The organism is Sharpea porci (assembly GCF_009695655.1).
Classification (GTDB): Bacteria; Bacillota_I; Bacilli_A; order Erysipelotrichales; family Coprobacillaceae; genus Sharpea; species Sharpea porci.
Genome location: NZ_VUNM01000011.1, coordinates 24,521 through 39,575, shown reverse-complemented (window position 1 = coordinate 39,575; position 15,055 = coordinate 24,521). Strand labels below are relative to the sequence as shown.

Sequence of the window (15,055 nt, the reverse complement as noted above, 5' to 3'; positions counted from 1 at the left end):
CCTCAGTTTCTTTCAAATTTTCTTAAAAAGGCTATTTTTCAGCCTATTTTTTCAGTTTATGCATTTCAACCGCTTCAACAAAGTAAGCAAAGATTTCTTCTATCCGCTGCTCATTACCTTCCAAGTGTAATGTTCCAATGATGGCTTCAAAGCCTGTTGATTGATTATGTACAATCACATTCTTCGCTTTTCTACCTTTTGTATTACGTCCTCTTTTGTAAATTGCAATTTCTCTCTCCGTCAAGAAGTCATTCTCCATAGCAAAATGAACAAACTCGGCTTGAGCATAGGCGGAGACATATTGAATGCTCTTCTTCTGTAATTCATGCACTTTTACAATACCCTGTTCCAATAAATAATCACGAACCAGCACTTCAAAGACCGCATCACCAACATATGCAAGAGCAAGAGAATTCACTAACTCAGTTCTCATTAAAGAATTCCTTTCGCACTCAATTGTGCTCTGAGTTTATCAGCTTCTTCAAAATTCTTTTCTTTCTTATAAGCATCCCATTGATGGTAAAGTGTAATATCTTCATCACTCAAAACCACACCATCAAACTTAAATCCAAGTACATCCAACATAGCTTGCAATGTTGCATATTCATCCGCAATCAATTCATTGTCTTTTTCACGCACACGCATGACCTGGTTAAGCACCTTAACCTGATCTAGCACTTCAGTCATCGCAAGTGAAGTATTTAAATCATCCGCTAATGCCTCAACCATATGATCAACAACATCTTTTTTCGCTAAACCCTCTTCAATACGATGAACTGCTAAATAAAGCGAAGTATTCTTAACAACATTTTCAATCTTGGCAATTTCTTTCTTAGTTGTTTCAAGAACTTCATCCGTAAAGTTCAAAGTCTTACGATAGTGTGTAGAAAGCATCAAGCCCTTATAGACATTGACACCAAGCTTAGCTAATAAATCCTTTGCCCATAAGACATTCCCTAGGGACTTACTCATTTTTTCTCCATTAATATTAATCATTTGATTGTGCATCCAGTAGTTCGCAAGATGGGTATTGGAAAAAGCAATGGCCTGAGCGATTTCATTTTCGTGATGAGGGAATTTTAAGTCATATCCGCCACCATGAATATCAATAAGTCCTCTACCGAAGATATCATTAATCATGACAACACATTCTGTATGCCATCCTGGTCTTCCTTTTGACCATGGTGAATCAAACTGAATACCTTCATCCGTCTTTTTCCATAAAGCAAAGTCAAGTGAACTTTCTTTCTTATCATCATCTTCTGTTGATGTTCTTTCACTAGCTCCCTGAATCAAGTCTTCAACATGAATGCCCGAAAGATGTCCATAATCCTTAATCTTTGAAACACGGAAATAAACATCTCCCTCTGATTCATAAGCATACCCCTTCTCAATTAAGGCACCTACAAAGGCAATAATCTTATCCATTGTTTCTGTAACACGGGGTGTATATGTAGGTGTTTCGATATTAAGGCCATTACGTACATCTTCATATGCCTTAATATATTTTTCTGTAAGCTCTTTTTCACTTACGCCCTCTTCCTTAGCCTTCTTGATAATCTTGTCATCAACATCAGTATAGTTCGATACAAAAGTCACATCATAGCCAAGATATTCTAAAGTTCTTCTTAAGACATCAAAGATAATCATTGGTCTTGTATTCCCAATATGGACATAGTTATATACAGTTGGTCCACATACATAGATTCCTACCTTCCCATCTTCAATGGGCTTAAATTCTTCTTTCTGGTTTGTGAATGAATTGTAGATTTTCATAATTTCCTCCTAAAAAAAGGTCTTGTTTAGAGATTATCCACCCTAAACAAAACCAACCTTTTAACGCAAGTCTACGTCCCCTCTTTGCAAGGAGCTCAGTCAGGGGCATCCAGTGTATCCTAACAAGCTGCTTTCACCATCCAGCTCTCGCTAAAGTCTTACAACACCTTCATTCCTGCCTTTAATTTATTTATATCTTAACAAACTTCCTAGCACGCTTCAAGCTAAACACATGAAAAGCATGCAATGAACCAAATGAAAGGAAGGTCAATGACCTTCCCTTCTAGAGTAATGATGAAAAGACTTTAATATACTGTTCGCATGAATGATCCCAATCCAAATTCTCTTGCATGCCTCTCACAACAAGATCATGCCATTTTTCTTTCATATCATAATAAACATGAACCGCATAATCAATTGTGTCCAGCATTTCATGGGCATTATAATTCGCAAAGCTAAATCCTGTTCCCGTATTTTCATATTCATTAAACGGTATAACAGAATCCTTCAAGCCCCCTGTTTCTCTAACAATAGGTACAGAACCATAACGTAGCGCCATCATCTGTGATAAACCACATGGTTCAAATAACGAAGGCATAAGGAACATATCTGTTGAAGCATAGATACGTTGTGCAAGTCCTGCATCATATTTTAAATTCAGAGAGAATTTCTCCGGATATCTTGAAGCAAAATTCTTAAGTGGTTCTTCATACTTCGCATCACCAGCACCAAGTACAACAACCTGAACTTCACGTTTCATTAATTCTTCAAAACGATTAATGATAAGATCAAGACCCTTCTGCCATGTTAATCTTGAAACAATACCAATAAGTGGTATATCAGCATTTTGTGGCAAGCCTACTTCTTTTTGCAGAGCAAGCTTATTTTTCACTTTCATTTCCTTCACATTGGAAGTATTGAAATGGAAGCTAAGATCTGGATCTGTTTCTGGGTTAATTAATTCATTATCAATGCCATTTAAGATGCCTATTAAATCATGACGACGCATATTCAAAATACTCTGTAAGCCTTCGCCATAAGCATCTGTTAAAATTTCATTGGCATATGTTGGTGAAACGGTCGTAATTAAGTCAGCATAGACGATTGCTGCCTTCATCATATTCATGCAGCCATCATTACGTAAATTACCATTGTAATAGAGATAATTATCAAGACCAAAGAGATCCTGTAATAATCTTGGATCACACTTGCCTTGGTAAGCAATATTATGAATAGTAAATGTCACTTTGACATTTCCATAGAAATCATAATAGCAATATCTTTCTTTATAGAGTGGGGCAATCATGGCTGCCTGCCAGTCATGTAAAGAAAGAATATCAGGCATGATATCAAGACGCGATAAGCATTCTAATACTGCAAAGTCATAGAATGCGAAACGTTCATAGTCATCATCATAGCCATAAAGTCCTGGTCTTCTAAAATATTGTTCATTATCCACAAAGTAATATGTCACACCATCATGTTCAGCCTTGAAGACACCACAATAGCATCTTCTCCAGCCAACCCATAAATAGAAATTTGTCACATATTCCAACTGATCATTGAATTTCAGATCCTGGTATTTAGGCAAGATGACATAGCATTCATGTCCCTTTTTAGCAAGTGCTTTTGGTAAAGACCCTACGACATCAGCAAGTCCACCAGACTTAATATAAGGTTGTGCTTCACCAGCTGCAAATACTATTCTCATTAAACAACGTCCCCTTCTTTAATAAAGAGTGGTTCTTTCAATTCACCTTTAAGATTTTTCATATTCTTTACTCTTGCACGTTTATCCATAATGACATTTTCAAGAACAGAACCTGGATCAATCACTGAGCCAGAGAAAATAATAGAATTCTTAATAACAGCACCATCACCAACAATGACATCACGTCCAATAATAGAATGTTCCACTGTACCATTGACGACTGCCCCATTGGCAATCATGCTGTCACGTACACATGAATGTTCTTTATATTTTGTTGGTGGTGTATCGTTTGTATTCGTGAAGATTGGCCAGTTCGCATGGAATACCTGCGTAGAGACTTCATAATTCAAGAATTCAAGACATACATTGAAATAAGCCTGATAAGAATTAATACATCTCACATAGCCCTTATATTCATAGACACCAATTCTTCTTTCATCTAGTGAATAGGCAAGCATATCTCTAATAGAATAGAAAGGTGAAACCTTTTCTGCTGTTTTCAAGAATTTCTCAAATGTTTTAGCAGAGAAAACATATGCTTCAAGTGAAATCATACGATTCTTCGCATTACCCATATTTGTTTCGAGCTGTGTGACAAGCTTTGTATCGCTATCTAGCTTTACATAATCACAGCCAATCCAATTCACATCAGCATCTTTGACTTTCTGAGTTGCAATTGTTACAGCATTGCCACTTGCTGCATGAGCTTCAACAAGTTCTGAGAAGTCCATTGTATTAATAATATGAGCTGGAGCAACAACAACATAATCAGGTTTATTTGTTTCAAAGAAAGCAATGTTTTCCACAATATTATTGATGTCATTATTATACATGCCATTACCAGCATATTTTTCATCATATAATAACTGAACACCACCATTTTTACTATTGAAGTTCCAAGCATTACCATTTGCCATATGTTTGAATAATGATCTAGGTTTTTCCTTAATCAATACACCAACATTATCAATATTAGAATTAGAGAAGTTTGATAAAACTATATCGATAATTCCATAACGTCCTAAGAAGCTAACTGAAGCTAATGGACGTCTTTCAGTAAGTCCCTTTAAAGAGACATCTGAGTGTAAGTTTACATAACCTATTACTTTAGCCATTCTGATATCCCTCCTTAAAGACTATTGTTGCTGATCAGCGCAACATCTTTCTCTTCTACATTAATCTTTGTGCCAGCTTTAATCGTTACATTTTCATCAATAATAGCTTTGTGGACTTCAGCGCCTTCTTCAACAAGAACACCAGGCAATAAGACAGAGTCAACAACCTTAGCCCCCTTGCCTACATAAACATTGGCTGAAAGAACTGAACCTTTTACTGTACCATCAACTGTACATCCCTGGTTGACAAGGGAATTAGAAATTTCTGCATCAATACCTAATACCTGAGGCTTCGCAAGTGTATCTTCACCATAGATTTTCCAATCTTTCTTTGTGTTGTAAAGATCCAATGTATTCTTGTCATCAAGCAAGTCCATATTTGCCTGCCATAATGATTCAACAGTTCCAACATCTTTCCAGTAACCCTTGAATTCATAAGCAAATAGACGTTTCTTATCGGCAAGCATATCTGGAATAATATTCATTCCAAAGTCATGCTTACTATCAGCTTTCTTTGCATCATCCAACAAGTATTTTCTTAATTCCTTAAATGTGAAAATATAAATACCCATTGAGGCTAATGTTGATTTTGGATGTTCTGGCTTTTCTTCAAATTCATAAATAGAACCATCATCATTTGTATTCATGATTCCAAAACGGCTAGCTTCCTTTAAAGAAACATTCAATACTGCAACAGTTAAATCAGCATTCTTTTCTTTATGGGCTGCAAGCATTTCCGCATAATCCATTTTATAAATATGGTCACCTGATAGAATCAATACATATTCAGGATCATATTGATCAAGAAAATCGATATTTTGTCTAATTGCATCAGCTGTGCCTGCATACCAGTTTGCACCATTGGCACCTTCTCTTGCCGGCAAAATAGCGGCTAATGAATTATTACCATCCAAGCCCCACTTCGTGCCAGCACCAACATATTCTCCAAGCAATACTGACTCATACTGTGTCAATACGCCTACTACGTCAATGCCAGAATTTGCACAGTTACTAAGAGGAAAATCTATAATACGATATTTGCCTCCAAAGTGCACTGCTGGCTTTGCCACTTTTGCCGTTAATTCTTTCAGACGGCTGCCACGGCCGCCCGCAAGAATCATAGCGACTAATTCTTTTCCCATTTGTTTCTCCTCCTAAATTTTGAAATCGCTTTCTTTATATATTTTATCACAATAGATAAAACATATGAAGTTAATTTAGATAAATACAAAAACCAATGTTTTCATATGTTTTCTGTGGTCCATTCTCTAATCCCTCCCTAGGAATAAAAGTATCTTACCACCGTTTACATTATAACACATTTTAGTGAGAAATATGAGGTTCAATCTATCCTTCTTCAAGATATTTTCTTACAAACAAAATACTTTCCTTTATACAAAAAACTGACAACAACAATGCCTTGTTGCCATCAGTTTTGATTTTTCATGATAAAGCTACATATCTTCAAGATATTTTCTTACTATAGAAATAAAATGCAAAGAACCTGTCACAACGACAAGATCATGTTTTAATGCAGCCGTTTTAATTGCATCTTTATATGAAGATGTATAAACCATCATATCTGTATCATGCACCATCTTCTTAAGTGAACTATCAGCTCGTTCATCAGAAAAGCTAGTGACATAGATATGATATGGCGTATGGGCTAATTCCCCTAGCATCTCTTCGACCTGCTTGTCTTTTAATGCCGAAAAAACAATCCCAATATCTTTTTGTTCTAGACATTTGAGGGTATCAAGTAAACTTTGTAAGCCTGGCATATTATGAGCACCATCAATAATAACTGGCTTATTAAGATACTGCATTTTCTCAAAGCGTCCTGGCCAGTTCGTTGTTTCAATGGCTTTAATCGTCTTATCGTGATCAAGCGTAATAAGTTTTGAAGCAATGGTGAGCGCAAGACGGGCATTAGCCACCTGATATATTCCTTGTTGTTTAAGTGTGAAGTCCATATCACGATACTGGAAACAGAAAGGATAATGGGTTGTTTCATACTCAGGGACAACAACCATTGTTGCATCCATAACATCACACTGTTCCTGTAAACGTGCTAAGATTGTTCCCTTTGTCTCACTTGTAATAAAGAGATTACCCCTTTTAATAATCCCCATTTTCTCATTAATAATATCGAATAAAGTTGGTCCAATCTGTTCAATATGATCCATCCCAATATTAGTAATAGCACTGATTTTAGAATCAATGACATTCGTTTTATCATGCTTACCACCAATACCACATTCAATAATACGAAAATCCAATGGCTGTGTATCGAAATAATCCAACATTATCAAAGTATCAATCTCAAACATACTTAAATGCTCTTCTTCAATAATATCATGGTATTTATTAATATAATAAAGCAAGGCCGTATCACTAATCGGTGTTCCATCAATACATATACGATCATTATGCTTCACAATATATGGTGAAGTAAATGTCCCCACCTTATAGCCATGAGCATTCAAGATAGCACGTAAATAATTAACTGTACTGCCTTTACCATTCGTACCTGCAATATGAATCATATTCTTCTGATGGACATTAATATGCAGTTCATCCAAAGTATTCTGAAAATCTTCAATTGTACGTTTAGTGCGCTGACTTTCAATATACCCAACAGCACTCTTCACACTATAAAACATTATTCAATCCTCCAGTCTATTGGTGGTATGCCATTTGCCTCTAAAAAGGCATTTGCTTTGGAAAATGGCCTTGAGCCAAAGAATCCCCTTGACGCACTTAATGGCGATGGATGCGCCGACTCAATGACACAATGTTTATGTAAATCAATCATGCTTTTCTTCTTTCTTGCCGCATTGCCCCAAAGAATAAAGACAAGTGGCTTTTCACGTTCATTCATGATTTCAATAATATGATCCGTAAAGATTTCCCAGCCCTTACCCGCATGGGAGAAAGCCACACCTTCTTGCACCGTCAATACCGTATTTAATAATAAGACACCCTGTTTTGCCCATGATGTCAAATCACCGTGTGCTGGAATTTCAATACCAACATCATTATGAGCTTCTTTGTAGATATTGACAAGTGAAGGTGGAATGCGTACACCCTTGTTGACTGAAAAAGCTAAACCATTGGCTTGGTGAAGTTCATGATAAGGGTCCTGTCCAAGAATAACAACCTTGATGTCTTCATAATCACAAAAGTTAAAGGCATGATAAATCTGTTTGTGGGGAGGGAAGATGGTATGCTGGCGATAAGCCTCTTCAACAAACTGATGAAGTTCCTGGTAATAAGGCTGAACAGCCTCATGGGCAATAATATCTTTAAATGTCTTCATGATAAATAAATTTACGGATCAATTCAGCAACAACACCTTCATTATTATTGGCCTTTGTCACATAATCCGCCTCCTTCTTCACATCATCAACACCATTAGCTGCCACAACCGCTAATCCTGCCACCTTCAACATACTCAAATCATTATAGTTATCCCCCACGGCAATTGTTTCTTCAATCGGGATTGATAAACGCTCAGCTAGATCTTTCAGTCCTTCACCTTTATCCACCCCTAAGGCATTAAATTCCATATAACGATTAGAACTATAACTAACAGCACAACATCCTTCCGTAATATGTTTCATCTGCGGTTCTAAACTCATCAAATAAGGGACATCAGTATTCTGAAATAAGATCTTCGCAATAGGTTCATCTTTTAAGAAATCCACACGATCTTCCTCAGGATAAATAACATCTAGCTTTTGTGAAGCTAAACGTGTTCTTTCGCTCTCTGAAAGATGATAAATATAGAGTGTTGTACTGGTATAAACATGAATGCAGACATCTTTCTTTAAGCCAAATTCAAAGATTTCTTTCATCTTCTCAAATGCCAGTCCATGCCAATCTAAGAGATGATAATCACTATTTTCAGTTAAAGCACCGCCATTGAATGAAAGCGTATATTCATGGGGTTGCTTATAGAGCTGTAATTGTTTAAGTTCAGGAAGAATCTGCATATAGCCTCTTCCGGTTGCTGGTACAAAACGCACATTATGTTCTTTGCGTGCTTTTTGAATCCAGTAGATATTGTTATCAGGTACTAAGTGATCATCATTTAATAATGTTTCATCTAAGTCACATGCAATTAATTTATATTCCATACTCTCATTCCTCAATAAATTTCTCAATAACTTCTTTCACAGCACCTTCTCCATAATCCTTCTCACAGACATAATCACTCAGGCGCTTAATATCATCATAACTACTTTCTACACAACAACCAAGCCCCGCTTTTTTGATCATTGGGACATCATTATAGTTATCACCAATCGCAATGGCATCTTTGAGATCAATATGAAGATAATCACATAGCTAGCTAATTCCATAGCCCTTATTGATACCCATGGCATTCATTTCTATATAACGATTGCTTGAGAAAGAAAAAGAGACTTGCGTAAAATCTTTTTCTAGTGCACTTTTCACATCTCGCAAATAATCCATATCTCTTCTCATAAAGAGAATCTTGGCAATCTTTTGCCCTTTTACAGCACTAAAGTCATACTCTTCCATCACTTGAAAAGGTGCTTTCTGGGCTTTTTTACGTTCAATTTCATTCTTATCAGGATGATATATATAACAACAATCCAAAGTAAACACAAGAACACAGACATCAAGATAACGTCCCCGTTCAAAAAGCTCTTGGGCAAGCTTTTCTTCTAGGCCTTGAAAATGGAGAATACGATGATTTCCATTTTCAACAATCAATCCCCCATTAAAACAGATGGAGTACTCTCCCACTTGATCATATGTCCCAATTTCCTCTAAAATCTCTTGAATCATATTGTAGGAGCGCCCTGTTGCCACAACAAAACGCACTCCCTTTTGGCGTGCTTTCTGGATGGCTTCTTGATTGAATGAGGGGACATGATGATTGACAAGCAATGTTTCATCTAAATCCGAAAAGAAAATTTTATACATCATTTCCCTCCTATTCCTGTGGGACAATTACAGCTTTCTCCCCATCTTTTGAGAAGATATAATTGTCTCTCGCATATCTTACGACATAATCATCATTATTGAGTTCTTTAACTTCCTGGTCAAGATTCTTGCGTTCTTTCTTTAATGCATCACGCTGAGCAACGAGCTGTTCATATTGTCTTTTGGCATGCAACATACTCATAACTCTATTCGCTACACTTGTGATTAAAACAATACTGATCGCAATTGCCACAAAACTGACAACAATCTTCCCCTTCGGTACTCTCTTTTTTGCCATCGCTATTCCTCTTCTCTCTCGATTTCTTCTATGACTTCATAAAGCTCACTTGCATCACCTTTTAAGACATGTTCAGCAAGCTTCTTGACACGCACCTTGAGAATTGTTCGTCCAAAAGTGATTTCAATAATATCGCCCACTTTCAATTTCAAACCTGGCTTCGCAATACGACCATTCACCTTGACACGACTTGCCTCACTGATCTCCTTGGAAAGTGTTCTTCTTTTTACAATTCTTGAAACTTTAAGAAATTTATCTAAACGCATATTAACCCCTATAATATAAAATCATTCATAAACACAAACATAATATTATTTTCTTTAAAGTATACCAAGTCCTTCTTCTTTTTTAAAGTCCAGGCTCCAACTTTCACCCCAACTTGTTGATAGTAAAGTAAATCATTGAACTTTAATAGAGAATGACGAGCATGAATACCATCAAAGTGATGATCATGGATAACCTGATTCGCTTTCTTTAAATGATGGGAAACAATATATCCACAATAACTTGTAGGCGATAAATGCTTGATCGTATCAAGCTGTGTGATTGAAGTACTTGAATAGTAGACATGACTTTGTAGATGCATCTTTTCCACAAGCGCAACCGTCTTTTCCACAGTCCCTTCAAGAGCTTCTTTCTTAATTTCAAGATTGACAATCTTCCCGCTTTCTTGAATAAGCCGTAATAAGTCTTCTAGAAGGCAGATGGTATAATGTCCATGTTGATCACAATTAAAATTATAGTGTAATAATTCATCATAAGTATACTGGGCAAGTTTACCTTTACCTGTTGATGTCCGATTAATTTTTGCATCATGTAAAAGAACAAGCTGGCCATCCTTGGTCATCTGTACATCCGTTTCAACACCATCAAACTCACTTCGTAAAGCTTCTTGAAAAGCCGTCAGACTATTTTCAGGAAAACGTTTGCTTAAGCCTCGATGAGCAAGCATATACATAATATCACCTACTTCCATTGTCATTATACAACCATCTCTCTAAAAGAAAAAAGGAAAGTATGAACTTTCCTTACGCTTCATTGATAGCATTTGTGACTGCAGGAACAACCTGTTTCTTTCTTGAAATCACACCAGCAAGATTAGCCTGATGATCATCAAGACGTACTTTAAAGGCATTTTCTACAATCTCTGGACGAGGTCCAGCTACAAAGACTTCACTGCTTGCATTAATAACATCTGTTAACAAGAGAATGGCAACATCAAACTTATTCTCCTGGGCAAGATTTTCCATATATGCAAGCATATCAGCTTTATATGGGGCAAAGCCTTCAATATCCATAGTATTTACCTGGGCAATACCAACCTTGGCATCACCAATATTGAACTTCTTGTAGTCCTGATTGAAGATTTCTTCAACACTCTTACCTACTAATGAAGTGCCTGCCTTAAACATCGCCATACCATATCCAGCTGGTTCAACACCCACAATATCCGCAAGCTTATAAGCCATCTTACGGTCTACATTTGTACATGTTGGACTTCTAAATAAAAGTGTATCGGAGATAATAGCTGAAAGCATGAGGCCAGCAATCTCTCTTGGAATTTCAACATCTTCTTCCTCGAACATCTTACCGATAATCGTACAAGTACAGCCAAGAGGTTCAGCACGGAAATTTAATGGACCCACTGTCTGGAAATCCGCAATACGGTGATGATCCACAACACCTAGAATATCAGCTTCTTCAATACCATCTACAGCCTGTCCTCTTTCATTATGGTCAACTAAGATAATCTTCTTCTTTTCCCCACGAATAACCTGATAACGGGAAATTGTACCTTGCACTTTACCATTGAGATCAACAACTGGATAGCTACGATATCTTGTATTACTCATGACATCACGTAGGTATTCAACAGTATCATCCGTAGAGAATGTTGTTAGTCCACCCTTCTGCATCACATATTCAACAGGGATAGCCTGAATAATCTGCTGTGATGTAACAAAGGTATTATATGGTGTTGAAATAACAGAAACATCATGATCCTTACAGATCTTGACAATTTCGTCATTAACCGCAAAAGCACCCGTTAAGACAACTAAGCCCACTTTCTTTTCAACTAAGAAACGGACCATATCAACACGATCACCGCCAATAATCGCAATATCATTTTCTTCAATATAGCCATCCGCATTCTTCTCACTCATTGAAACAATATGGATTGTTCCTTCTACAGTTTTAAGGTTCTTTGAAAGATGAAGAACATTAGCAGCTAAAGTATCAATGACATTCTCAATTGGTGTATGCGCCTTCTTTAAGACTTCACTATCCCACTTGTCCATATAGCCTTCAATGATATTGGAAGCAGAAAGCAAGCCAAGTAGTTTACCATGGTCATCTGAGATTGGTGCACTCTTTAGATTCTGTTCCTTCATTAATGACCAGGCTGTCTTTAATGTCAGTTCTTTAGAGAACACTGTCACCTTATCATAATCTAAATCTTCTACCTTTTGTTTAACACTCTTTAAAAGTACTGGACTTTCTACATGAAAGTGTTTTAAGGCATATTCTGTTTCACGGTTGATTTCACCAAGTCTTACTGGTACCGCATTATATTTTCCTGTCTTATTCAAAAGATATGAATAAGAAATAGCCGCACAGACTGAATCCGTATCAGGATTCTTATGTCCGCTGACATAGACAATATCACTCATGTCTTTATACTTCCTCCTAAGATTTCTTTAAATAACGATAGATCGTTGGTTCTGAAACATCAAGTTTCTTTGCAACAAGAGCAATAGCACCTTTAACTTTAAAAGTGCCTCTTTCTTGTAAATACTTAACGACCCTAATTTTTTCATCCACTTTTAATCTTTCCACAAGTACATAAGAAGGAATACCCATTTCATTCAAAGCTTCCTTCATATACTTATCAACCATTTCATCAAGTGGTGATGAAAGGATTTCTATTGGATTCTCACGTTTGAATTCTACATCAGAATTCTGTGAATCATCCTTGATTCCCAGGATCTTACGTAAAGTCACTTCCATATATTTCAAGTCAGTAATATTCGTATTAATACAAAGCATACCAACAGGCATCGTCTTGCCTTCTTGTTTTATAAAATAAGTAGCTGAACGAAGTAGCTTGCCGTCAGGACCGGCAGTCTTATAGTTCATCACATAATCATGATCAAGATACTGCTTCGTTTCTAGATAGTGTATAGATAAGTTTGATAACTTTGCGCCAATCGTTCTCCCTGAGATCTTGCCGTTAGCGATTGCGACTACTTCCTGATCCTCGCTTGTCAGGTCATGTAGAGCAATTTCCACGTTCTCGCCAAGAGCTTCGCCTAAAAAAGGCACAATTGCAGCATATGGCTCTAGAAATTTATTCATTTTCATTCTCCTTTACAGCCTCATCTTATCATGATAAGAAAATCTTTTCCATGTTTTCGTTAAGAAAAAACTAGTAAAGCCCAAACACCATATTCCCTAGGACAAGTAACACAATATTGACAATCAATCCGATAAGTGCTCCTATTCCCGCACTGCGAGCTTTCAAAGGCGACTTTCTATAATAAAATGCATAAAGCACAAAGCCAATAATAGGAAACAAGAAACCAACTAGCTGAAACATCAGCGATGATTCATCATTATTAATAGGTTCATCTTGATAGACAGCTGGTACTTCCTGGCCACAATAGGGACAAAATTTAGCATCATCATCAATTTGTTTTCCACAATGTGTACAATACATCAAACTCCCCTCCTTGAATGAATATCATAACAAAAAGAGCTATCTTGCGATAGCCCTAAGTCTTATTTACCTGAAAGTTTTTCATCAATGGCAATAGCTGCCTTCTTACCTGCACCCATGGCAAGGATGACCGTAGCTGCACCTGTTACCGCATCACCACCGGCATAGACTGAATCTCTTGAAGTTTCCATTGTTTCTTCATTGACAATAATGCCACCCCATTTTTGTGTATCAAGACCAGGTGTTGTCTGTCTGATTAATGGGTTTGGTGACTGACCAATAGCCACAATGAATGTTCCAGTTTCAATCTCAAATGTATGACCTTCTACTGGTACTGGTCTTCTACGACCACTAGCATCAGCTTCACCTAATTGCATTTCCTGGCATGTAATAGACTTAACCCAGCCTTCTTCATCACCATTGACTGCAATTGGATTTGTAAGGAATTTGAACTGAATGCCTTCTTCCTTTGCATGATGGATTTCTTCTTTACGAGCAGGTGCTTCTTCTTCACTACGACGATAAACGATATAGACATTTTCTGCACCTAAACGCTTAGCTGTACGAGCAGCATCCATGGCAACGTTACCAGCACCTACAACACACACTGTTGGAGAAATCTTAACTGGTGTTGGACGATCTGGGAACATATAGCCCTTCATCAAATTCACACGTGTTAAGAATTCATTGGCTGAATAAACACCATTGAGGTTTTCCCCAGGGATACCCTGGAAACGAGGTAAGCCCGCACCACTGCCGACAAAGACTGCATCGTAGCCTGCTTCTTCAAGTTCATCAACAGTAATAGTACGTCCGACAACGACATTTGTTTCAAAATCAACACCATATTCAGCAACACCATCAGCTTCAGCCTGAACAATTGTCTTAGGAAGACGGAATTCAGGAATACCATAAGAAAGCACACCGCCAGTCTTATGTAAAGCTTCAAAGACATGCACATCATAGCCACGTCTAGCAAGTTCACCAGCACATGTAATACCAGCTGGACCAGAGCCTACAACAGCAACCTTCTTACCATTCTTTTCAACATGAGGTGTCTTATGTTCACCATGTTCTCTATGATAATCAGCGACAAATCTTTCAAGACGACCAATACCAACTGATTCACAGCCTTTAGCACGTCCTCTTACACATTTACCTTCACATTGGTTTTCCTGTGGACATACACGACCAGTAATGGCAGGTAAAGCATTTTCCTCTGTAATAATTTCATAAGCTTTTTCAAAATTACCTGCAACAACCTGTTCAATAAAACGAGGAATAGGGACATTAACTGGGCAGCCTTCCATGCAGAAAGGCTTCTTACAATCTAGACATCTTGTTGCCTCTTCCATCGCCATTTCTTTAGTATAACCTAAAGCAACTTCTTCAAAATTACTATTTCTTACGTTAGGATCCTGTTCCGGCATCTTAACTTTTTCTTTTGCCATATTGGGCTTTCTTCTTACTGCATCTGCCAT

15 protein-coding genes and 1 pseudogene are annotated in these 15,055 nt (G+C 37.2%); all 16 read right to left on the bottom strand.

The genetic code is table 11. The features are described 5' to 3' along the window. Positions 1 to 43 precede the first annotated feature (43 nt). The 16 genes and pseudogenes from FYJ79_RS06375 to gltA all read right to left on the bottom strand — a co-directional run bounded on the left by FYJ79_RS06375 (position 44) and on the right by gltA (position 15,055). Positions 44 to 433, bottom strand: coding sequence for a Mini-ribonuclease 3 (locus FYJ79_RS06375; RefSeq protein ID WP_154515618.1), 390 nt, complete (start codon positions 431 to 433; stop codon positions 44 to 46). Further along, positions 433 to 1,776, bottom strand: a complete 1,344-nt coding sequence (gene cysS, locus FYJ79_RS06370) for a cysteine--tRNA ligase (protein ID WP_154515615.1) — start codon at positions 1,774 to 1,776, stop codon at positions 433 to 435. Before cysS ends, FYJ79_RS06375 begins: the two co-directional genes overlap by 1 nt. Before the next feature lie 283 nt (positions 1,777 to 2,059). Further along, on the bottom strand, positions 2,060 to 3,487 hold the full coding sequence (gene glgA / locus FYJ79_RS06365; protein ID WP_154515612.1) for a glycogen synthase GlgA: 1,428 nt from the start codon (positions 3,485 to 3,487) through the stop codon (positions 2,060 to 2,062). Further along, complete coding sequence (gene glgD, locus FYJ79_RS06360) at positions 3,487 to 4,602, bottom strand: glucose-1-phosphate adenylyltransferase subunit GlgD (RefSeq protein ID WP_154515609.1); 1,116 nt, start codon at positions 4,600 to 4,602, stop codon at positions 3,487 to 3,489. Before glgD ends, glgA begins: the two co-directional genes overlap by 1 nt. Positions 4,603 to 4,616: 14 nt before the next feature. Continuing rightward, positions 4,617 to 5,744 (bottom strand): glucose-1-phosphate adenylyltransferase, encoded by a 1,128-nt coding sequence (locus tag FYJ79_RS06355; RefSeq protein WP_154515606.1) that lies wholly within the window; start codon positions 5,742 to 5,744, stop codon positions 4,617 to 4,619. Positions 5,745 to 6,056: 312 nt separating this feature from the next. Beyond that, positions 6,057 to 7,265: a bifunctional folylpolyglutamate synthase/dihydrofolate synthase gene (locus FYJ79_RS06350; protein ID WP_154515603.1), complete on the bottom strand. Its 1,209-nt coding sequence runs from the start codon at positions 7,263 to 7,265 to the stop codon at positions 6,057 to 6,059. Then, complete coding sequence (locus tag FYJ79_RS06345; RefSeq protein WP_154515600.1) at positions 7,265 to 7,921, bottom strand: uracil-DNA glycosylase; 657 nt, start codon at positions 7,919 to 7,921, stop codon at positions 7,265 to 7,267. The genes FYJ79_RS06350 and FYJ79_RS06345 overlap by 1 nt, the downstream gene beginning before the upstream one ends. Continuing rightward, positions 7,908 to 8,741, bottom strand: a complete 834-nt coding sequence (locus FYJ79_RS06340) for a Cof-type HAD-IIB family hydrolase (RefSeq protein ID WP_154515597.1) — start codon at positions 8,739 to 8,741, stop codon at positions 7,908 to 7,910. The genes FYJ79_RS06345 and FYJ79_RS06340 overlap by 14 nt, the downstream gene beginning before the upstream one ends. A gap of 4 nt (positions 8,742 to 8,745) precedes the next feature. Then, positions 8,746 to 9,558 (bottom strand): annotated as a pseudogene (locus FYJ79_RS06335) (Cof-type HAD-IIB family hydrolase). 10 nt (positions 9,559 to 9,568) lie between these two features. Continuing rightward, positions 9,569 to 9,856 (bottom strand): FtsB family cell division protein, encoded by a 288-nt coding sequence (locus tag FYJ79_RS06330; protein WP_154515594.1) that lies wholly within the window; start codon positions 9,854 to 9,856, stop codon positions 9,569 to 9,571. Between the two features lie 2 nt (positions 9,857 to 9,858). Beyond that, a complete protein-coding gene (locus FYJ79_RS06325; RefSeq protein ID WP_154515591.1) occupies positions 9,859 to 10,122 on the bottom strand; it encodes an RNA-binding S4 domain-containing protein in 264 nt (87 codons plus the stop codon). A gap of 8 nt (positions 10,123 to 10,130) precedes the next feature. Beyond that, entirely contained in the window at positions 10,131 to 10,838 is a 708-nt protein-coding gene (locus tag FYJ79_RS06320) for a glycerophosphodiester phosphodiesterase family protein (RefSeq protein ID WP_154515588.1), read from the bottom strand. Positions 10,839 to 10,884: 46 nt separating this feature from the next. Further along, positions 10,885 to 12,528, bottom strand: coding sequence for a putative manganese-dependent inorganic diphosphatase (locus FYJ79_RS06315; protein ID WP_154515585.1), 1,644 nt, complete (start codon positions 12,526 to 12,528; stop codon positions 10,885 to 10,887). A gap of 16 nt (positions 12,529 to 12,544) precedes the next feature. Continuing rightward, positions 12,545 to 13,213 carry a helix-turn-helix transcriptional regulator gene (locus tag FYJ79_RS06310; RefSeq protein ID WP_154515582.1) on the bottom strand — a complete coding sequence of 223 codons (669 nt, stop codon included), beginning with the start codon at positions 13,211 to 13,213 and terminating at the stop codon, positions 12,545 to 12,547. Positions 13,214 to 13,283: 70 nt separating this feature from the next. Then, positions 13,284 to 13,574 carry a zinc ribbon domain-containing protein gene (locus FYJ79_RS06305; RefSeq protein WP_154515579.1) on the bottom strand — a complete coding sequence of 97 codons (291 nt, stop codon included), beginning with the start codon at positions 13,572 to 13,574 and terminating at the stop codon, positions 13,284 to 13,286. Positions 13,575 to 13,636: 62 nt separating this feature from the next. Next, entirely contained in the window at positions 13,637 to 15,055 is a 1,419-nt protein-coding gene (gltA, locus tag FYJ79_RS06300; RefSeq protein ID WP_154515576.1) for an NADPH-dependent glutamate synthase, read from the bottom strand.